This is a genomic window from Bradyrhizobium sp. USDA 4504, assembly GCF_054063995.1.
Window position 1 is genome coordinate 423,161 of sequence record NZ_JBSSGV010000001.1, and the last position, 18,112, is coordinate 441,272.

The 18,112-nt window shown below is 58.8% G+C and carries 16 protein-coding genes and 6 pseudogenes; 16 read left to right on the forward strand and 6 right to left on the reverse strand.

Going from position 1 to position 18,112, the window contains the following annotated elements; translation table 11 throughout:
* The first annotated feature begins 18 nt into the window (after positions 1-18).
* From ACVMB1_RS01825 to ACVMB1_RS01855, 7 genes and pseudogenes are all read left to right on the forward strand, one after another.
* Entirely contained in the window at positions 19-924 is a 906-nt protein-coding gene (locus ACVMB1_RS01825) for an AMP-binding protein (RefSeq protein WP_176731260.1), read from the forward strand.
* Positions 925-1,033: 109 nt separating this feature from the next.
* On the forward strand, positions 1,034-1,258 hold the full coding sequence (locus tag ACVMB1_RS01830) for an AMP-binding protein (protein ID WP_253587810.1): 225 nt from the start codon (positions 1,034-1,036) through the stop codon (positions 1,256-1,258).
* Between the two features lie 98 nt (positions 1,259-1,356).
* Complete coding sequence (locus ACVMB1_RS01835) at positions 1,357-1,689, forward strand: AMP-binding enzyme (protein ID WP_176731258.1); 333 nt, start codon at positions 1,357-1,359, stop codon at positions 1,687-1,689.
* Positions 1,616-1,960, forward strand: a complete 345-nt coding sequence (locus ACVMB1_RS01840; protein WP_069275751.1) for a phosphopantetheine-binding protein — start codon at positions 1,616-1,618, stop codon at positions 1,958-1,960. Before ACVMB1_RS01835 ends, ACVMB1_RS01840 begins: the two co-directional genes overlap by 74 nt.
* 64 nt (positions 1,961-2,024) lie before the next feature.
* Positions 2,025-3,211: pseudogene (locus tag ACVMB1_RS01845) on the forward strand (IS3 family transposase).
* Positions 3,208-3,822, forward strand: a complete 615-nt coding sequence (locus tag ACVMB1_RS01850; RefSeq protein WP_253587808.1) for a thioesterase domain-containing protein — start codon at positions 3,208-3,210, stop codon at positions 3,820-3,822. The pseudogene ACVMB1_RS01845 and the gene ACVMB1_RS01850 overlap by 4 nt, the downstream one beginning before the upstream one ends.
* Positions 3,823-4,357: 535 nt before the next feature.
* Complete coding sequence (locus ACVMB1_RS01855) at positions 4,358-4,927, forward strand: 4'-phosphopantetheinyl transferase family protein (protein WP_456848160.1); 570 nt, start codon at positions 4,358-4,360, stop codon at positions 4,925-4,927.
* A gap of 1,364 nt (positions 4,928-6,291) precedes the next feature.
* On the opposite strand, the gene ACVMB1_RS01860 is transcribed toward ACVMB1_RS01855, so the two are convergent.
* The 4 genes and pseudogenes from ACVMB1_RS01860 to ACVMB1_RS01875 all read right to left on the reverse strand — a co-directional run.
* Positions 6,292-6,417, reverse strand: coding sequence for a hypothetical protein (locus ACVMB1_RS01860; RefSeq protein WP_276327036.1), 126 nt, complete (start codon positions 6,415-6,417; stop codon positions 6,292-6,294).
* A 1,535-nt stretch (positions 6,418-7,952) separates the two neighbouring features.
* Positions 7,953-8,111: a hypothetical protein gene (locus tag ACVMB1_RS01865; RefSeq protein ID WP_176731252.1), complete on the reverse strand. Its 159-nt coding sequence runs from the start codon at positions 8,109-8,111 to the stop codon at positions 7,953-7,955.
* Positions 8,112-8,331: 220 nt separating this feature from the next.
* Positions 8,332-8,853: a hypothetical protein gene (locus ACVMB1_RS01870; RefSeq protein WP_245313722.1), complete on the reverse strand. Its 522-nt coding sequence runs from the start codon at positions 8,851-8,853 to the stop codon at positions 8,332-8,334.
* A 6-nt stretch (positions 8,854-8,859) separates the two neighbouring features.
* Positions 8,860-9,078, reverse strand: a pseudogene (locus tag ACVMB1_RS01875) (Fic family protein); the annotation flags it as partial.
* On the opposite strand from ACVMB1_RS01875, the gene ACVMB1_RS01880 reads away from it, so the two are divergent.
* Positions 8,994-9,500 (forward strand): hypothetical protein, encoded by a 507-nt coding sequence (locus tag ACVMB1_RS01880; protein WP_210185738.1) that lies wholly within the window; start codon positions 8,994-8,996, stop codon positions 9,498-9,500. The pseudogene ACVMB1_RS01875 and the gene ACVMB1_RS01880 sit on opposite strands and share 85 nt — an antisense overlap.
* Before the next feature lie 331 nt (positions 9,501-9,831).
* Here ACVMB1_RS01880 and ACVMB1_RS01885 read toward each other — a convergent pair.
* Positions 9,832-10,374: pseudogene (locus ACVMB1_RS01885) on the reverse strand (IS5/IS1182 family transposase); the annotation flags it as partial.
* Positions 10,375-10,473: 99 nt separating this feature from the next.
* On the opposite strand from ACVMB1_RS01885, the pseudogene ACVMB1_RS01890 reads away from it, so the two are divergent.
* The 4 genes and pseudogenes from ACVMB1_RS01890 to ACVMB1_RS01905 form a co-directional block, all read left to right on the forward strand.
* Positions 10,474-11,211 (forward strand): annotated as a pseudogene (locus ACVMB1_RS01890) (IS4 family transposase); the annotation flags it as partial.
* A gap of 413 nt (positions 11,212-11,624) precedes the next feature.
* A pseudogene (locus ACVMB1_RS01895) lies at positions 11,625-12,495 on the forward strand (site-specific integrase); the annotation flags it as partial.
* A gap of 300 nt (positions 12,496-12,795) precedes the next feature.
* Positions 12,796-13,310: pseudogene (locus tag ACVMB1_RS01900) on the forward strand (IS21 family transposase); the annotation flags it as partial.
* Positions 13,311-13,374: 64 nt separating this feature from the next.
* A complete protein-coding gene (locus ACVMB1_RS01905) occupies positions 13,375-15,207 on the forward strand; it encodes an NEL-type E3 ubiquitin ligase domain-containing protein (protein WP_253587806.1) in 1,833 nt (610 codons plus the stop codon).
* Between the two features lie 134 nt (positions 15,208-15,341).
* Here the strand turns inward: ACVMB1_RS01905 and ACVMB1_RS01910 are convergent, their stop codons facing one another.
* Positions 15,342-15,998, reverse strand: coding sequence for a DUF6088 family protein (locus tag ACVMB1_RS01910; RefSeq protein ID WP_375167293.1), 657 nt, complete (start codon positions 15,996-15,998; stop codon positions 15,342-15,344).
* Positions 15,999-16,209: 211 nt separating this feature from the next.
* Between ACVMB1_RS01910 and ACVMB1_RS01915 the strand changes: the two genes are divergently transcribed.
* The 4 genes from ACVMB1_RS01915 to ACVMB1_RS01930 all read left to right on the forward strand — a co-directional run bounded on the left by ACVMB1_RS01915 (position 16,210) and on the right by ACVMB1_RS01930 (position 17,919).
* Complete coding sequence (locus tag ACVMB1_RS01915; RefSeq protein ID WP_069275652.1) at positions 16,210-16,470, forward strand: hypothetical protein; 261 nt, start codon at positions 16,210-16,212, stop codon at positions 16,468-16,470.
* A 348-nt stretch (positions 16,471-16,818) separates the two neighbouring features.
* The gene (locus tag ACVMB1_RS01920; RefSeq protein WP_456849955.1) at positions 16,819-17,319 is read left to right on the forward strand and encodes a hypothetical protein; all 501 of its coding nucleotides are present in this window, start codon (positions 16,819-16,821) and stop codon (positions 17,317-17,319) included.
* Positions 17,309-17,488, forward strand: a complete 180-nt coding sequence (locus ACVMB1_RS01925; RefSeq protein ID WP_176731253.1) for a site-specific integrase — start codon at positions 17,309-17,311, stop codon at positions 17,486-17,488. The genes ACVMB1_RS01920 and ACVMB1_RS01925 overlap by 11 nt, the downstream gene beginning before the upstream one ends.
* Complete coding sequence (locus ACVMB1_RS01930) at positions 17,476-17,919, forward strand: tyrosine-type recombinase/integrase (protein WP_253603449.1); 444 nt, start codon at positions 17,476-17,478, stop codon at positions 17,917-17,919. The genes ACVMB1_RS01925 and ACVMB1_RS01930 overlap by 13 nt, the downstream gene beginning before the upstream one ends.
* Positions 17,920-18,112: the final 193 nt, after the last annotated feature.

Here is an 18,112-nt window from a genome sequence, read left to right on the forward strand (position 1 = left end):
AAGGCGAAGATCGACTGCATGACGCAGCATCTGCAAACTTTGTTACATGACGGCAAGGCCGATGCGGGACAGCCGGTCGGCCGCATTGACAATCTGTCGACCGACCAACGCACGTATCTACTGGAGGAGTTGAATCGGACGGAGGCGCCGTATCCGTCGGAGCTGCGCATCCATGAGCTGTTCGAGGCGCAGGTGCAAAAGGCACCGGAGGCGGTGGCGGTGGTCCATGAGAAGGAGAGATTGAGCTATGACGAACTCAATGCGCGGGCCAACCGGCTGGCGCATCATCTGATCGAGCTCGGGGTCAAGCCAGACCAGCCGGTGGCGATCTGCCTGGAACGCAGCGTGGCGATGGTGGTTGGTGTCTTGGCGATCCTGAAGGCGGGCGGTGCCTATCTGCCGCTGGATCCAGCTTATCCACCGGCGCGACTGCGGCAGATTGTCGGCGATGCAGCACCGCAACTGCTGCTTTGCGATGCCGCCGGTCGAACCGCATTGGGCGGCGAGGCACTCGCCGATGTCAGCGTGGTCGATCTGGAAACTGGCACCCGGGCCTGGTGCGAGCGGCCGCCCTCGGACCCTGACCCGCGCACGCTTGGGCTCACATCCCGCCATCTTGCCTATGTGATCTACACCTCAGGATCCACGGGAATCCCCAAGGGCGTCGAAATGTCCCACGGATCGCTTGTGAATTCGCTGGCGGGGTTTGGCACGTCAAAACTGCGTACACTTCAGTTCGCGACGTTGAACTTCGATGTGTCCTGCCAGGAACTATTCATTTGTTGGAAGGACGGCGGAGTACTTGTACTCCTGCGGGAAGAGACCCGGAGGCGCTTTTCCGACTTGCTGGAGTTTGTAGAGCGGGAGGCGATCGAGCGGCTTTTCCTCCCATTCGTGGCATTGAATCATCTTGCAGAAGTCTGAAGCACGCAGCGCGTGCAGCTACCCTCTTTAAGAGAGCTTTATACAGCCGGCGAACGATTAGGCCACTGCACTGCTTAAGGTTTTCTTCGAGGCACACCCGAACGCGAGATTGATCAATCAATTTGGGTCCACGGAAATCAGCGTCATTTCCGAGCACCACCTTGCAGCTGATCCGTCATGTTGGCCCGAGATGCCTCACATTGGGCGCCCAATCGCCAACACGCGGGTGTACTTGCTGGATGGCCATGGCGCGCTTGTGCCGTTTGGTGCGGTAGGCGAGCTTTACATTGGCGGGGCGGGGGTTGCGCGGGGCTATTTGAACGCCCTGAACTGACAGCCGAGCGGTTCATCGCCAGTCCCTTTGTCGAGGGTGATCGGCTGTACCGGACCGGCGACCTCGGGCATTATCTGCCGGACGGCAATCTTGAGTTTTTGGGCCGCAACGACGACCAGGTGAAGATCCGCGGCTACCGCATCGAGCCGGGCGAGATCGTAGCAAAGCTTTGCGAGCACGCCTTCGTGCGCGAGGCGGTGGTGGTGGCGCGCCAGAGCCGCGCCGGCGACAAGCATCTGATCGCCTATGTGGTCGGCGCGCCGGAGGCCGGTGAGGGCGATGGAGGCGGGCTTGCGGGCGCCTTGCGCGCGCACTTGAGTAGCCGGCTGCCGGACTACATGGTGCCGGCTGTCGTTCGTGCCGATCGCGGCGCTGCCGCTGACGCCGAACGGCAAGCTCGACCGCAACGCGCTGCCGGCGCCGGCCGATGAAGCCTATGCGCTGGCGGCCTATGAGCCGCCGCAGGGCGCGGTCGAGACGGCGCTGGCGCGGATCTGGGCCGAGCTTCTCGGTGTCGAGCGCATCGGGCGCCACGACCACTTCTTCGAACTTGGCGGCCACTCGCTGCTGGCCGTGCAGATGCTCAGTCGAGCATTAGAATTTGGGCTGAGCTTTAGCGCCGCCGACCTCTTCCAAACCCCTGTTCTCAAGGAATTTGCATCAAAGATTCATGTGGAGCCACGGCCCAGTAGCCCGGAGTAATTGACCTGCCCCTGAATATTACCTCCAGATGGAGTTAGAGTCCGGCCTGAGCAAGGACGGACAGATGAAGCGAGCAAGGTTCACGAAAGAGCAGATTATCTCAGTGTTGAAGGAGCGTGAGGCTGGAGCGACGACAACAGACCTGGCTCACAAACACGGGGATCTCCGAGGCGACGATCTACAATTGGAAGGCCAAGTTCGGCGGCATGGAAGTGTCCGAAGCCAAGCGGCTCAAGTCGCTCGAGGAAGAGAACGCGAAGCTGAAAGAAGGTACTGGTCGAGCAGATGCTCGACGCGGCAGCACTGCGCGAGTTTTTGTCAAAAACGGTAGGGCCGGCTACCAAGCGCGCCGCTGTGGCGCACCTGAAGGCCGTGATGGGCCTGTCGGAGCGACGGGCCTGCACGATCGTCGACGCGGATCGGAGGATGGTCCGTTACCGATCTTGCCGCCCTCCGGATACGGATCTTCGTGCCCGGCTGCGCGACCTTGCTCACGAGCGCCGACGGTTCGGCTACCGTCGACTGTTCGTCCTGCTGCGGCGGGAGGGCGAGCCATCAGGGATCAACCGCATTTACCGGATCTATCGGGAAGAAGGGCTGACGGTCCGCAAGCGGCGGGCTCGCCGCAAGGCCATGGGGTGCCGGGCACCGATCCTGGTGGAAGCAAAGCCGAATGCGCGCTGGTCGCTGGACTTCGTCCACGACCAGTTCGCCAATGGACGACGCTTCCGCATCCTCAACATCGTCGACGATGTCACCAAGGAATGTCTGGGCGCCATTCCTGACACATCGATCTCGGGCCGGCGTGTGGCGCGGGAACTGACGACGATTGTCGCTCGCCGCGGCAAACCCAGCCTGATCGTCTCCGACAACGGCACCGAGCTCACCTGCAACGCCATGCTCGCCTGGTGCAAGGAAACCGGCATCGACTGGCACTTCATCGCACCGGGCAAACCGATGCAGAACGGCTTCGTCGAGAGCTTTAACGGCCGGATGCGCGACGAGCTCCTCAATGAGACGCTGTTCTTCGATCTCAACGACACCAGGACCGAACTCGCGGCATGGGTCGCCGACTACAATGGCGAGCGACCTCATTCCTCGCTGCAATACCTCACGCCCGCGGCCTACGCCGCCACTCTCACCGCAACGGACGCTCGGCTGCGCAACCCCGACCAGCTCCGCCGATCGTCCGTTGCTCCACCCGCGCCACTTGGCGTACAAACCACCGAGACTCTAACTGCCGCTGGATGAAAGTTCAGTGGCAGGTCATAATTTCCGTTCGATCAACCGGATCGCAGCCACCGCTGTTCTTTGTCCCCAAAGGTTTTGGAGATTGTTCCTATGTCCTCGGTTTGGTGGCGGAAATGGATGTAGATTGCCCCGTCTACGCTCTGCCGTGGCCGCCCTTCAATGACGTTTATTCACGAACTCTTGAGGCGATGGCCGCAGAGGCGATCCTTGCGATTAAAGAGATCCAGCCACGGGGCCCATACCGCTTTGCTGGATACTCATCAGGTGCAATCCTGGCTTATGCAATTGTCGAGCGATTGCTGAGCATCGACGAAGTTGTATCATTTATGGCGTTCATCGATGTTAGTTCGCCTGCAGATTCTTCAAACGCTTCACAGATCAGTTTGGCTCGAGAATTTATTCTGGAGAGTTGCGGAATCTTGCGCGATGAATACGGCGAGGTTTTCGAAGGATACAAGGAGCAATGTTCCATTTCTGAGTGCTCGAAAAGGCGCAGCAAAAGGAGTGTTACCTCCAGATCACGATCTCCACAGCGATGTTTCGGTGTATCAAAGGGCCGCGAGATTTCACCGGGCGCTACAATCGTGCCGAGTTCCGTCGCTCCCGATTGAGATACATCAGTTTATGGCAGTGAGCTTCTTGTCAGCCCTGGGTTACCACCTGACGAACAACTGCATCGCAAGGCACTCGCCAAACAAGGGTTGGGACTTATCATGCGGTATCGATGCCGGGCAACCACGCGACAATGGTGAGCAATCCAGAAAGCCGGCAAGTTCTGGCTCGGGCCATTTCAAGGGCGCTCAGCGGGACTGTTAAATAGACAAGAACTTTCTCTCGAAAAAATTCTGAGTTCAAAGATCGGTCTCGAGCCCCAAATAACCCACAAGTCGGCAAGCGGCTCGGTGGGCCAGACTTCGGTCTCTCTGCAAAAGCTCCCGAGACTCTAACTCCCTCCGGATCATATTCAGGCGCAGGTCAGAAACGGTCCATATGTGGGCGGCCGCCGCCCCTCTGATCGACACTAAGATGTTCGAAAAGCTAGCGGGACCAAACAGTGGAGATTTTTACGATTGATCAACAGAACATCATGGTCGGCATCCGTCCGATAGAACGCTGCGACGAATGTACGCTTCCGAAGTCATGTCTATGGGACGCGCCGTTCCCAAAGTCCGCCGCGAAAGCGCTGCCGCAAGAGTAGCTGCCCGAACACTTCTTGAGCGATTGGGATTCCCACCAATGGCGATCTTGAAGACGCGCTCGGGTGTTCCGATCTGGCCAACCGGCGTGGTCGGATCTTTGGCGCACCACGATACAGTAGCAGCCGCCGCTATTGTAGGGACGAAAAGCATTGCAGCTCTCGGCGTCGACATTGAGCCTAATGAACCTCTGCCGGAAAACCTGATCAAATTGATTGCCACTCCTCATGAGCAGCGAATGTACGATCTACACACGCTCAAGCGGCGGGATCTCTTCGTTTTGAAAGAGGCGGTATATAAGGTGTGTTTTCCAATGGATGGCCAGTTTCTTGAGTTCCAGGACGTGGAAATTGATATCTTTGCGCGATCAGGACACGTGTCCAAGACAAATCGCACGTTTTCGTTCGAGTTATTTATTTCTAAGAATCTAATCGGGGTGGCGTATTCGCGGCCGAATGAAGTGGACAGCCCTCCAAGATCCAAGATCAGCAGTCACCCCCTAAAGCAATCGATACCCTAGCTCGTTCGCGCGTTCGTTGATCGGTCAGAGGGAAAACCGTGCGGCTGATGTTGTGCAAGGTAACGCAGGCGACTAGCCCTGGCTCCACTGTGTAGCCCTTCGCTCCGGCTTATCTTGGAAGTGTTGCTGGCCGTTGGGCAAAGTGCATCGCGCCCACGATGTTCGCATAACAAAAGTCGCCCGTCAGCACTTGAACCGCTGCTTTCTTTCCTTTAACGGGCGTGTTTTGCTCGCTCGTGCACTGCCGGATGAGCCGGCGACCTGGCGAGAAGCGCCTTGAAGCTCAAATCCGGAGCGTCGCTTTGAATTTGGTCAGAACTCTGTTGCGACGCGCATATAGATTCGCGCAGCCTCATCAGTCAAGCCCAAGCTCTGATTAAGTCACGGCAACAAATTGCCCGTGCAAGCACTGTCTTCTCGATAAATTTGCGGTTCACAACTTGCGGAAGGCAACGACAATTGCCTCTTCCGCAATCGAACGGACGGTCTTGTAACCCATCGGTGCATCGTGCACGAAGCCGCCTTTACGCTGCTTGGTGAGGTCTTCTGAGTGGGACCGTGGGCGAGCTTTCGACCGCTGTATCGCCGCTCTTGGCGTGCGTTGCCGTGCGCTGTCATAGAGTTTGGCCCACAGGTCCTCTCGCATGACGGATTAGAACCGACTGAATCTCCACGATCTGGGATCAGGCGTCGTCCGCCCTGTTCTCCCTCTCTTCGAGGCATCTGAGAGCGCGTTGGTATTCGAACTCGCACCACGCAAGCTCGAATGGTTCCATCAGTATCTCCATCCACGTCTCGGCGAAGGCCGCCATTCCCATAAAAAATAGAATTCGCGACCTCCTGATTAGCTATCAGTTGACGACGCCCGCGAAGACGAATGAGATCTCGCTGTGGCCAGTCGCACATGCAGCTAAGAGGATCGTGATCAGCGGCTCAATTGGACGTTGGTAAAGATTGGGCACCTCAAGGGGGGTGCGAAACGATACGAAAGTTTATGGCGATCGTTCGCCTGGCTCGCACATCAGGGGCGAGGACACACCCGGGTATGATACCCTCCCGCCGCCATCCCTCGCTGGCGTAAAGACGCTCGGCAGCAGAACCTGTGGTAGTGCTGAGCGTCAACAACGTCTTCCCTCCTTTCGTGCTAACTCGCTGACAGCCGAGAGCAGCCGGCGACCGATGCTGCGACGGCGTGCACTTCCTTCAACCAGGATTTTGACGACTCGAGCGCGATGCAATTGACGCGGCAGGTACCATGTGGGTTGTGCCAACAATCCGACCTGCACCATCTTCCGCAGCTACGCATCCATTGCAAACGACCGCGTCCGCGATGCTACGCCAATACGCCAGCGCACGTCGTCGAGTTAGCGGTGGCAGAAAGCTGAGCGACTGGCCGTGACGACGCAGTCAATGAGGATGTCGGCGAGACGCTCCAAACGCTTATCCACTTCGTCGGCGCCGATGCGCCGTACCTGAATATCGCCCGTCATCTGATTTCGGACAGAGCGAGCCGATCGTCCCAGCTAGGTCGGACGGTAGGTTCCAACGCCACCGCAACAGCGAGTTTCCATCAGAGCGACATGCTCTTAAGTGCAATAGGTGGTCACGTGCCGTGTCGCCCAACCCGACCGTAGCCGTGCAAATGACTACAGAAGACTACTCGGTCAAGGCCGCAATGCTCAGCTGCCCGCTCGAAGAAGCGCCTGGACCGGAAGGCGCGCTCCGCATCACGAACCAAATTTAGCGCAGAGCTCCGCAGCACGAAACAAATTTAACGCGGAGATGAGATTTTTGTCGCGCGGGAACAGCCTCCGAGCGGACCTGATCCGCGAGTCGTGGTCCAGTCCAGATATCGTCTGGCCCTCTAGAATAAGCGCCTCGGAGAATCTGCGAAGGGCAGGGCGATGCTGGTCAAGGGCGGTCTCGCTGCGCCTATTGGCACGAGTCACCATTTCAATGAAACTTTCGTCGTCCTCTGAGGGGGCCTTGGGCGGAATCGCGCTGCGAGCAGCCGGCTCGCAGCAAACGCGAAGATTGCTCAACGGCGCCTTCATCGTTCGGTTATTAGAATTCGTTGACGTGAGCGATAGGATTGCTGATTGCGCGGATCAAACGCTTGACGTCGAAAGCGGAGAACATGCCCGCGATCGGCGACGTTCGGTAGATACTGCTTTTAATCATTCCGAGCCGCAGCATTATTAGTCGCGTCATCAATTCGGCGCCGGTCTTCAGACTGATGAGGACAGGTACCGGTGCTGGCTGGGAGCGCCGTCGCCAAGAACGGCTCAAACGCCTTTTGTCTCGCCGAACCCTCATGCTGCTGTTCCGAGGTGGCATGCTGCACCTGCGACCAAAATGTTACATTTGATGGGTCACAATTGTGCGGGTCCACGTTGCCTCACATCCAAGATCACCTAAGCAGACATCCTACCAGAGCAAGCTTTCGAAAAGCTGACGAAGCCGCAGCGTAGCTGCTGGCGCTCGGACGGAACGACATTGGCTCCGATCTATTCCGTCACGCCTACGTCATCGGTCTCCCGTCGGGGATGCTGTCGAGCCGAGCGCGCCGAAGTGACTTTGGATCATCGACATTTGGAGGTGAGCCGCACGAGGTCCTATCGGATGGTCAGCAGTCGCCAGCCTTCCGGCCCGGTAGCCTGTGGGGCGGGGTGCCTTAGCTTATCCTGTTCGCAGACCTACGGCGAGGCGCTGTGTGCCGCGAAGCCGATGCCAGACGATCGCGTAGTCGGACTCGATATCCGCAGAAAAATCTCTCTCCTTTATAAAGGCATCAGCAGATGAGTACGCCGCCGTCGAAGCAAGTTATTGGCATTGAGCTGATCGGCCGCACGGCTCGGCCGATCGCAAGGATGATGATACGATAAAGACGCTGCCGGATCGTCCTGACCGAGCTTACGGAGGAGCGCACGCTGGCGCTGCGCGACAAGCTGGCGACCACGCCTTCCATCGCCCTCCAATCGGCGCTGCACAAGTTCTGCCTCGACGTGTTCTCCTCGCATTCCTTCTACGGGACGGCGATGGAGGTCTTGTGCGGCGCCAGCTCACCGAGAGACCCAAGACTGTCTTGGCGACCACATCTGATACCGCTGGGCGTGTTATTCGCACCGACGAACATGGTCTGTTCGTCGAAATGCAGGCGAGCAATGACCTTGAAATCTGGCATCGCTTATCGCCGCACCTAATAATGATGCGCCGCGGCACTCCCGGACGTGATTTGAGGACTGGCGAAGTGAGACGCTAGGTGAGCACTACGGCGACATTACTCCCTCGCGCAAAGCGAGTTGGTAAAGATCGTGACAGCGAAGCCGTTTTACCGGCCTTAGCGGGTCGCTCGCCCGGCCCATGCGAGGTAATTGATTTCTCGCTGTCATTGCCGCGCAATCCTACCTGGGAAACAGTCCCGGCATCCAACGCGACGCGAGCCGCGCCGGGAAGGCGAGATGTAGCGGCGCCCGCGGACTTTCGGAGGTTAGAATTTCCGCTTCAAGGAGGGCCGATGTAACCCTGCGGGCGCTGCGCTCGCTTGTTTGCAGTAAAGCAGCGGCATCGCCGCGCGGAAGTTCACCACGGAAGAGGATCGCTTCCAAAATGGCTCCTGATTTTTGGGGCAGGCGGTCGGCCCGTGTTTCTTCTTCGGCCCAGATCAGGATGCGGTTGCGGAGATGATCGGATTGCACGAGCCCTTGCATGAAGGTGACCGGATCGATGCAGGTCTGCAGAAAGAAGATCGCGAATTCCGCCAATGCTTCTTCACTTAGCGTGCCGCGACCGTCCAGATCGTTGCGGCGCTGCATGTCACAGGCAGTAAGATGTTGCTTGTAGGTCGCCTCGTTGCGGGCAAGGCCGCGCGCGATGGACCAAAAGCCCTCGGTGTCGAGCGTTTCCCGCTGCATGGCATAGGACATGAGCCGCGCAACGCGGCCATTTCCATCCAGGAACGGGTGAATCCAAAGCAGGCGGTGGTGGGCGCAGGCCGAGGCGACGATTGCGTCGACTCCTCGAAGCGGGTGAGGAAGCGCGGCAGGGCGCCCGGGCTGACCGGCACATGGCGGCCCACCGCAACGTCGCGGTCGCGCAGCTTGCCAGCGACGACCTCGACACGTTCCTTGGTGTCCGGATTCTCGACCCAAAGCAGGTCTGTCGGGAGCAACTCGCAGAAGCGGCGATGGACTTCGATGATGCCGTCCTGCATCGTCGCGCGACCATTGAGGCCTCCCTCATCGATCCACTCCTGGACGGCGATATGGGCGATGGCTTCCTCTTGCAGGTCGCGTTTCTTGGGGTCGGCGCTGTAGTCGTGCTTGAGTGCGCGTTCTATATCGATCGGGTGAGTGTCGTGCCCCTCGATCAGGTTGCTATAGTAGCAATTCATCGAACGTACGAGCCTAGCCAGGGAGATCAGAACACCCCTGGGCAGGCTGTGCCTGAAAGCGGCCGACTTTGCCGCCAGTTCGACCGAGAGGTCGGCGAGCTGGGTTCGGCGTCCCGAGCTTTCGGAGACAAGCATCGGTTCCATCAGGCCGGTGCTTTCACCTCTGTCTGGGACCGCTGATTTGGCCGGTTCTTTGTCCGGTTTGTGAGTGCTCATTTTTGTAGCAATACCAGCAATTTAATGTCAACTACAGCTCTATCTTTGCCCTATTCATGGCCGGATAGATGTCCGCTAGGAGAATTCGAGAATTCGCATTCTCCGCAAATAATGCGACGAATAGCATCGCAATCGGTAGCAATGGAGTCTTCCGCCAGCAGTTGCTCTCCAACGCTGCGGCTTCGGCGATTCAGCGCTCTGCTGCCGTCGCCTTCATGAAGATGCGGCATCGGCAATCGGCAGGAGGCGCTCGGCGCGTCACCATTGCACGTGGCATAAATTCGGTAGTCGTCCGTCAAGCGGGGTCGAGGGCGACTGGGGTTGCGAAGGCGGGCCAAAGAGCGATCAGGATGAAGCGCAAGAGCTTCCTGAGCCAGGCGAGGATGCGGCGGAAGTTGTGGCCCATGGCTGAGAGGACGACGTTGGCGGCGTCTCCTGGGCGGCCCTTGAGGTAGCAGCGGCCGAGGTGACCTTCGGCCTTCAGGTGTCCGATGATGGGCTCGATGGCGGAGCGGCGGCGCAGCTCGCGCTTGATGACACCGAAGACGCCGCGCTTCTGGCCGGAGATGAAGACGCGACGGGGATCTTGCGCGTCGTGGCCGCGGTATCCCTTGTCGACATAGGCGCGCTCGATCGCACAGCCGGTGAGTGTCTCGGTGCGGTCGATGGCGTCCCGCAAGGTGTGACCGTCGTAGGGGTTATCGGGCAGCGCCTTGGCGTGCAGCACGAACAGGCCCCCAGGAGCACGGCGGTTGTTGGTGACGATGGAGGCCTTCACCCCGAACTCGTAAGGAGCGCTGGCCTTACCCTTGCCGATGCACTCCACCTCCGGAGCATGCAGGGGTGTCCGGGGAATGATTCACTGTGTCGCGGTGCATGCTCGGCAGGACCGAGGCAAATCGGTCTTTTCTGGTTGTCGAGACACAGAGGGCCGAGCATGCGATATCGCGGTAGCATTTTTGGAAGGCTGCTTGAACCGATCAATCGACGGCAGTTTCAGACGGTTGTGGATCGTCTGGACGGGGATGCCTACGACAAGTCGTTCAGGAGCTGGGATCATCTGGTGGCGCTGATCTATGCCCAGCTTAGCGGCAACAGCAGTCTGCGCGGGGTGGTGACTGGCTTCAACGCCAATTCGCAGCATCACTATCACTTGGGAACCGGCAAGCTGTCGCGCTCGACGTTGTCCGATGCCAATGCCCGCCGTCCGATCGGCATTTTCGCGCAAACCTTTGCGGCGCTGTCGGCGATGGCGCGTCGCCAGCTGCGGAGTGAAGGCATGGAGATGGTGCGTCTGATCGACGCCAGTCCGATCCCGCTCGGCAAGGTCTGCAGTTGGGCGACGTGGAACGGCCGCATCCGCGGCATGAAGCTGCATGTCGTCTACGACCCAAGGAGCGATGTCCCGACCTGCGTCGAGATGACGGCCGCGAACGTCAATGACATCGAGATCGGCCGACAGACCCCAATCCAGCCCGCCACCACCTATGTGTTTGACAAGGGCTATTGCCGTTTCGACTGGTGGCAGAAGATCAATGATAGCAAGGCTTTGTTCGTTACCCGGGCGAAGACGAGCATCCGTCTTCGCTCGCTCAGGCATCGCGCCATCCGCAAGCGTAACGGGGATGGCTTCGAAATCCTTGCCGATGACGAGGTGAAGCTCACCAGCAAGGGCGCAATCCTGCAATCGCAAAACAGTCCGCAACGACAAATGCGATTCTAGCTCAATTGCTTAGCCGATCTTCACGGACGACTCCATAGCGAGCCTCCACTGGACAAATGGTTCGCTACCCAGACGTCGAATTATGTTGCGTGAACAATGCCCACAGTGTTCACGCTCCCCGCAATTATCGCTCCTTGCACAACATAAATCTGGCCGCAACATAACGCGAATTGGACGAAGCCGCTCCGCGGCAGAACACTCGGCAAGAGTGGCCCATCGTCGGATGAAGGAATGCGGCTGAAGCAAGTGTAACTGCTTTGGCGTGCCATGGTGAGACGTAATTTGCAGCGTTCATAGGCTTGGCTTCGAGCAAGATGGCGTTGCTGCCCTCGGACAGTTTTCGTTTTTTTGCCAAGGAGCCTTCAATGACCCCGCTTCGGTTACGCATGATAAACGACATGCAGATCCGCAACTTGTCACCGTATACGCAGGATTCCTATCTGCTGCAGTTTTCGCAGTTCGCCCGCCATTTTGCGAAGTCGCCGGCTTTGCTTGGGCCGGAAGATGTCCGCGCCTACCAAGTCTATCTGACGAACGAGAAGAAGTTGGCGCCGAGTCGATCCACGTGACCGTCTCAGCGCTCCGTTTCTTGTACCGTATCACGCTCGGCTTCGAATGGGATTTCGACCTTATCATTCCGTGTCCAAAGGCGCCCAAGACGCTCGCCGTCATCCTCAGCCCCGAAGAGGTACTGCACTTCCTCGGCTGCGTGGAGAGCCTCAAGCATCAAGTGATCTTGACAACATGCTACGCCGCCGGTCTGCGCATTTCCGAAGCGGTACGCCTAAAGCCGGGGGCCATCGACCGACGGCGGATGGTGCTACGCGTCGATCAAGGCAAGGGAAGAAGGACCGTTACGTCATGCTCTCGGCACGGTTGCTGGAGACACTGACCGACTATTGGCGCGCCGTCCGGCCGAGCACGTGGATGTTTCCCGGCGGTATCCCCAACGAGCCGATATCGACCAACGCGGTGCAGGACGCCTGCAGCAAGGCGCATCGGTTAGCGGGCCTTGCCAAGCCCGTGACACCGCATTCGCTGCGGCATGCCTTCGCCGTTCATCTACTCGAGGCCGGCACCGATCTTCGCACCATCCAGCTCTTGCTTGGCCATCGCAGCCTGTCCACAACCGCGCAATAGCTCCGGATAGCCACGAACAAAGTCTGCGCGGCGACCAGCCCGCTGGAGCTGCTGCCGCGCCCAATCCCTAAGGCACCACCACCGCCGCCGCCTGAACCCTGTTGTCGTTCTTCCGACGTCAAACCTCCGGCGCTTCGCATTTTCGGCTACTTCGCTTCCCAGATCTCGCTTCCACCCAGTACTTTCGTGATAATGTCCGCTTTGGACTTGTCTCCAGTCCAGATCACGACGTTCACAAACAACGGCGCAGTGATTCAACACCCATAGCTGCAGCAGCGTGCCCGCGGCTTCGTCCAACACGTTTTTAGATTACCGGTGCCCCTCGCGAGTGCCCATGTTGGGTGCTGCGCGCCGCCAATCTAAAAACGCTCTCTAATATGTAATCGTGAACATATTTCGCGGTTCTGCGATTTATTCCGGGAGTTCGAGCGGCGTCTGTCTCCGACGATGCGACAGGACCATCCGGCCGGTGACAAGGTCTTTGTTGTTACTCCGGCAAGGAAATCATGATCGTCGATCGCGAAACCGGGGTTGTGCGCGACGCGGAAATCTTCGTCGCCGTGCTTGGCGCCTCAAATTATACTTACGCCGAGGCGACCTGGACGCAGACACTTCCGGACTGGATCGAGGCCCATGTCCGCATGTTCCGGTTCTTTGGCGGGGTGCCACGCCTAATCGTTCCCGACAATTTGAAGTCCGGCGTGCACAGGGCTTCGTTCTACGATCCTGAAATCAATCGCAGCTACGGGATGATGGCGAAACCCCGGGATAAGGCAAAAGTGGAAGCCGGGGTGCGTTTTGCCCAGACCTACATCCTGGGGCGGCTTCGCCGACAGACCTTCTTCTCGCTGGCCGAGGCGAACGCGGCCATCGCCGCCGCGCTGGACAGTCTGTCAGCTTTTCGAAAGCTAAGTATCTTAGGTGCTAGAGCATGCCACCGTGACTGAGTCTACTCAGTTTCGTAAGGAGGGTAAGATGGATCCTTTTGAGAGAAGACAAATTCAGCCCGGCGGCGGAGGCTTCTTCCGTTCTACATCTTCCAGACAAGAGGCCGAGCAAAGCGGACCGGAGGCGCAGTGGGACGCATTCCTGACAGGCTACGCAGCAAACTCCGGGGGCTCAGCCCATGCAGAGGACGTTGACCACGAGGTGCTTGAGAATTGGGCTACCGAATCGGAGACGGGCCCGCTTGAGAATCGGGAAGAAGCTGTAAGACGACTGAACGCTCGGGGTGAGGCCGCCAGACTGAATCTCGGAGCGTTGAGGCTTACTAGCCTACCTCCACTTCCGAACGCCATCGTCGTCCTGGATGTAGGCTTCAATCGGCTTACAAGTCTGCCGGATAGCCTCCCTCCTTCGCTCCAGCGTCTTGACCTTAGGGGCAATGAGCTGACCAGCCTGCCCGCGCTTCCGACCGAGCTCAGAGGTCTTGACGCGAGCTCCAACCGGCTGAGGAACTTGCCTGAGGTCCTACCTGCTGCGCTGCAGTTTCTCGACCTCAACTACAATCAATTGGTAGACCTGCCCGAGGTCCTCCCTGCTTCGCTCCGGCTTCTCTACGCCCGCAACAATCAGTTGACGAATCTGCCGGAGGTTCTTCCTGCCAGGCTCCGGTATCTCGACGTCGGCGAAAACGAACTAACGCGTTTGCCGGAGGCCCTCCCTGCTTCACTGGAGCTTCTCGACGCCAGCCAAAACCAGTTGACGAGCCTGCCCGAGGACCTGCTGACGCGGCTAGGCGCCAGTAGCAGGATATATGCGACTCAAAATCCGCTGCCCGAACAGGTGCTGACGAACCTGGATACAGTCCTAAGCGCCGAAGGCTATGTCGGTCCGACCGTCTACCTTCCACGCAATGACGTTAGTGAATGGTCCGGGACAGACGATGAAGAGGCCGATGCTCTCATTGAAACGGTCGCAGACTGGCTCCGGGGCAATCCACAGGACGGCGATCAAGAGGTCCTGGCGGTTTGGCAGAGCGTTGCTGAAGAGCCGGGCGCCCGGGAATACGCGCTCTTCCTTGGCAAACTGTTCGACTCCGTGAACGCTGAGAATGAAGAATTCCGGCAGTCGGTGGCCAATGATCTGCGGGGGGCAGCGAAAAACCCGCAATTGGTTACGCGCTACTTCCAACTGGCCCTGGACGCCAACCAGAGCTGCGAGGATCGCAGAACTTTGACCTGGAACGGCATGCAGACCGCACGCCTCATCGCAGACGTCGAGAACGGCGCCTATAACGACAAGGCTCGACTTCCCGATCTCGTCGATCTGGGCCGGGTCATGTTCCGCCTGGACGCGCTGGAGAGAATTGCGCGCGAGAAGGTTCAGTCGCTAGGCTCGGGCAACAACGTCGAAGGCATCGACGCCATTGAGGTCTTTCTTGCTTATCAAAACAAGCTACGCGAACGGCTGGGACTGCAGCACGTCGCGCCGGACATGCGCTTCTTTGAAGTCTCCGGCGTCACCGACGCTGACGTTGATTTCGCAGAGACATCCGTCCGGAACAGGGAGGCGGCGGAATTCGCCGATTATTTGGCGGTGGACTGGCAACCTTGGGACGACGTGGTGCGTCGCATCGCACCCGAAGACCACGCCATGGCGCAGGACCAGCTCATTGCTGCAATGGGGAACGAGTTCGACAGCCGACTTGAGCAACAGCTGGCCGACAGAGGCCTGACAGAGGCTGAAGCTGGCCTCGTCGAGGATGCCAAGCGGGAATTGGGTGCCGCAGTTCGTAAACAAATCGCCCGTGAGATCAAGGGCGCTCTAAGAGACAAGGTGCTCAATGATCGCGGCCTCACCCTCTGATGCCACCTTTGCTGCAGTAGGCGTACTGCAGTTTGCCTCTGCGTGCGGCCGGCGCCGAGAGAATTTGCGTGCGCAGCAAGTGCAACGGATCACCAATCTAGAAGCCGGCGCTGCTCGGCTCATGCGGGAGCTCCCTAAGGCGACGATGGAAGTCGACCAACTGGACCAGCATCCGAAGCGCGAAAGGCGGCGAGATCACTGTCGAAGTTCGCGGAAAGAGCCATTTGACTTGCGTCATCCTGCAGCACGCTGTGCCCGAGCGATTCAGCCGGAGTGAGTTTCTGGCTGACGGACCGCAGCGCTTGTCTTGCCTTGGCGCGGCCCCGGCAAGCGCCGCGGACCCCCGCACCTGCTCCACCGTTTGCAAGCACTAGCTGCAAACCGGACGCATGCTTGAGTTCCACCATCTGCTTGCCGATGTAAGGCTCACGCGAAAGACCGTACCTTAGATAAACCTCCCGAACAACGACCTGCGTCGTCCAACCGAGACGGTTGGCTGCCGCAACTCCGCTGGACACGATGGTTTCGCCGCTCCGAACCTGCTCAACCGCAGCTCTAACTCTCACGTCGCGCGCAGGAGTTTTCTTCGCTCGGTAAGACGCTACAGCTCGACGGCAGCCCGCTTTCCAAGATGCAAAAGACCCCCTCAGCAATCGCACGCCTTCCCGCAATTTCTTGGTGATTTCCAGGATTCGGGTGCTCAGAAGGACCATGGCACATACTCCATTCTCAAACACAGAACAACTTCTGACACCTAGCGCCAAGCATTCAGCTGCGATCTCCAAAGGCATCACGTGCTCGGCTGCCAGTGCCTTCTTCAGGGCGGCAACATTGCGAGGTGGTGAATCACAGATTTGAAGCGCTGGGCCTTCGCCAAAAAAAGCAATCTGCTCGATGTCGTACTCAATCCGCGCTTCTCAGTGACCAGCTCAGTTGTGGACACCGCGTGTCGATGCCTTCCCACATCTAGGCGAGCCAAAGAGCGGAATTGGTCGCCAGCTCATGTTCCGACGCCCCACAATTATCTCGCAGGAACATCGCGATTTAGCGCTGAACGTTGCCGATCAGAGGCGATTTGCAAATGCAAAGGACATGTTGTCGCAACATGCCCGCTTTCTGCTCGATGGCGAAAAGGCAAAAGTGATAGTCGCAAGCATAACCAAACAAGTAGCGCGCCTCGTGGTACGAGTTGTTCGCGCTGAAGCCGTTAGCGAAAAGGACGCCGAAATGATCAAGGCGCCTTCGTATACCCGCGCTTTCTGACTAAATAGTCTGACCGTTAATGAGCTCTCCTGAACGTGCAGCTGTCCATCACGTCGCTCTTCTCTCGTCATTCCATTGGAGGATCGCCATCGCTCCCTCTTCATCGTGAACGTAGCTTTCTCTTCTCTCCAGATGATTCCAATGGCAGCCAATCTTTGGCCACCCGGAAGAACACATTCAGCGACCATCTCGCGGCTTTCATCGTTTCGGCTGATCGATCCTTAACGTGCCGCCCCCATCGAAAGGAAGGGGCCGCGCACCGTTGAACAACTGATCCCAGACATCTGCACCGGCCGCTGATCGCAGCCGGCCTGCAATCTCATCGAATTTGCTGCGGTGTTGCAACCGATGCTGCCGTTGCTGGAAGCGGTCGTGCAGAGCGGCAAGCCCTTGCTTATGATCGCCGAAGACGTGGAAGGTGAGGCGCTTGCCACGCTTGTCGTGAACAGGCTGCGGGCCGGATTGAAGGTCGCGGCTGTCAAGGCATCAGGGTTGCCGCGCGGACAAGAATCTCCATTATTCACTACGCGCGGCAGTCGACCCTGGCACTATGTGCGGGTCATCTCCTGGTTTCAGCATGTCCGCCGAGCCGCCGGACTCAGTTGCCCTGTCGGCGAACCTCGACCTCCACGGCTGCACGATATTCGCCACACAGCCGCGGTGCACCGGGTGATCGCATGGTATCGCTCCGGCCAGGAGGTGCAGCGACTACTTCCGCAACTCGCAACCTACCTTGGCCACATCGATAGCCGTTCAACCCAGCGCTGTTTGCAGATGACGCCGGATCTCCTCCAGGCGGCCAGCGAGCGCTTTGCTCTGTACGCGATGGAGGCCGACCATGAAGGATAAGAGCCTGCTTGGTCCGTGGATCCGGCGGTTCTTGCTGGAACATCTGGTCGCCGAGCGCAATCTTTCCCACAACACCGAAGCCAGCTACCGCGACACGCTGACATTGTTGCTGCCGTTTGCCAGCAAGCAGGGAGGCTGCGCCATCGATCGCATGACGTGGAAGAGTTGACGCCGGAAGTCGTCCGCAAGTTCCTGGACCACCTGGAGCGCGATCGCCAGTGCAGCGAGGTTACCCGCAACCAACGGCTGGCGACCATCCATTCACTGGCGCGCTTTATCGGGACGCGTTCGCCGGTCCACTTGGCCTGGTGTTCCGAGATACGGGCAGTGCCGTTCAAGAAGACGGCCAAGACAGCGATCGGATACCTCGAAAAGGCCGAGATGGACGCGCTGCTAAACCAACTTGACCGACGCACGAGTCTTGGGGTGCGCGACCATGTTCTGCTGCTTTTCCTATACAACAGCGGTGCTCGCGCCGATGAGGCAGCAAAATTGACGGTCGGCAATCTCCAACTGGGGGCGTCCCCGTCAGTGCGGCTTCTCGGCAAGGGAAACAAGATCAGAATCTGTCCCTGTGGTCAACGACGGCAACCTCGTTGACTCGCCTTGTAGCCGACCGGAACAAAAGTGAAGGGGTCTTTCTCGGGCGGACGAACCAACCTTTGACGCGCTTCGGAATACACCGTCTCGTGACGCAATATGCCGCTATGGCGGGCGAAACGGTCCCGACGTTGGCGATGAAGCGCGTGAGCCCACATACGGTTCGGCACACAACGGCCGTGCAGGCTGCGCG

Coding starts and splice junctions, on each gene's coding strand:
- ACVMB1_RS01825 (WP_176731260.1), top strand. CDS start 19: ATGACGCAGCATCTGCAAACTTTGTTACATGACGGCAAGGCCGATGCG.
- ACVMB1_RS01850 (WP_253587808.1), top strand. CDS start 3,208: ATGAAAGTTCAGTGGCAGGTCATAATTTCCGTTCGATCAACCGGATCG.
- ACVMB1_RS01855 (WP_456848160.1), top strand. CDS start 4,358: ATGGGACGCGCCGTTCCCAAAGTCCGCCGCGAAAGCGCTGCCGCAAGA.
- ACVMB1_RS01860 (WP_276327036.1), bottom strand. CDS start 6,417: ATGACGGGCGATATTCAGGTACGGCGCATCGGCGCCGACGAAGTGGAT.
- ACVMB1_RS01865 (WP_176731252.1), bottom strand. CDS start 8,111: ATGCCAGATTTCAAGGTCATTGCTCGCCTGCATTTCGACGAACAGACC.
- ACVMB1_RS01870 (WP_245313722.1), bottom strand. CDS start 8,853: ATGTCCTATGCCATGCAGCGGGAAACGCTCGACACCGAGGGCTTTTGG.
- ACVMB1_RS01880 (WP_210185738.1), top strand. CDS start 8,994: ATGGCGGCCCACCGCAACGTCGCGGTCGCGCAGCTTGCCAGCGACGAC.
- ACVMB1_RS01905 (WP_253587806.1), top strand. CDS start 13,375: ATGGATCCTTTTGAGAGAAGACAAATTCAGCCCGGCGGCGGAGGCTTC.
- ACVMB1_RS01910 (WP_375167293.1), bottom strand. CDS start 15,998: ATGCCTTTGGAGATCGCAGCTGAATGCTTGGCGCTAGGTGTCAGAAGT.
- ACVMB1_RS01915 (WP_069275652.1), top strand. CDS start 16,210: ATGTTCCGACGCCCCACAATTATCTCGCAGGAACATCGCGATTTAGCG.
- ACVMB1_RS01920 (WP_456849955.1), top strand. CDS start 16,819: ATGCTGCCGTTGCTGGAAGCGGTCGTGCAGAGCGGCAAGCCCTTGCTT.
- ACVMB1_RS01925 (WP_176731253.1), top strand. CDS start 17,309: ATGAAGGATAAGAGCCTGCTTGGTCCGTGGATCCGGCGGTTCTTGCTG.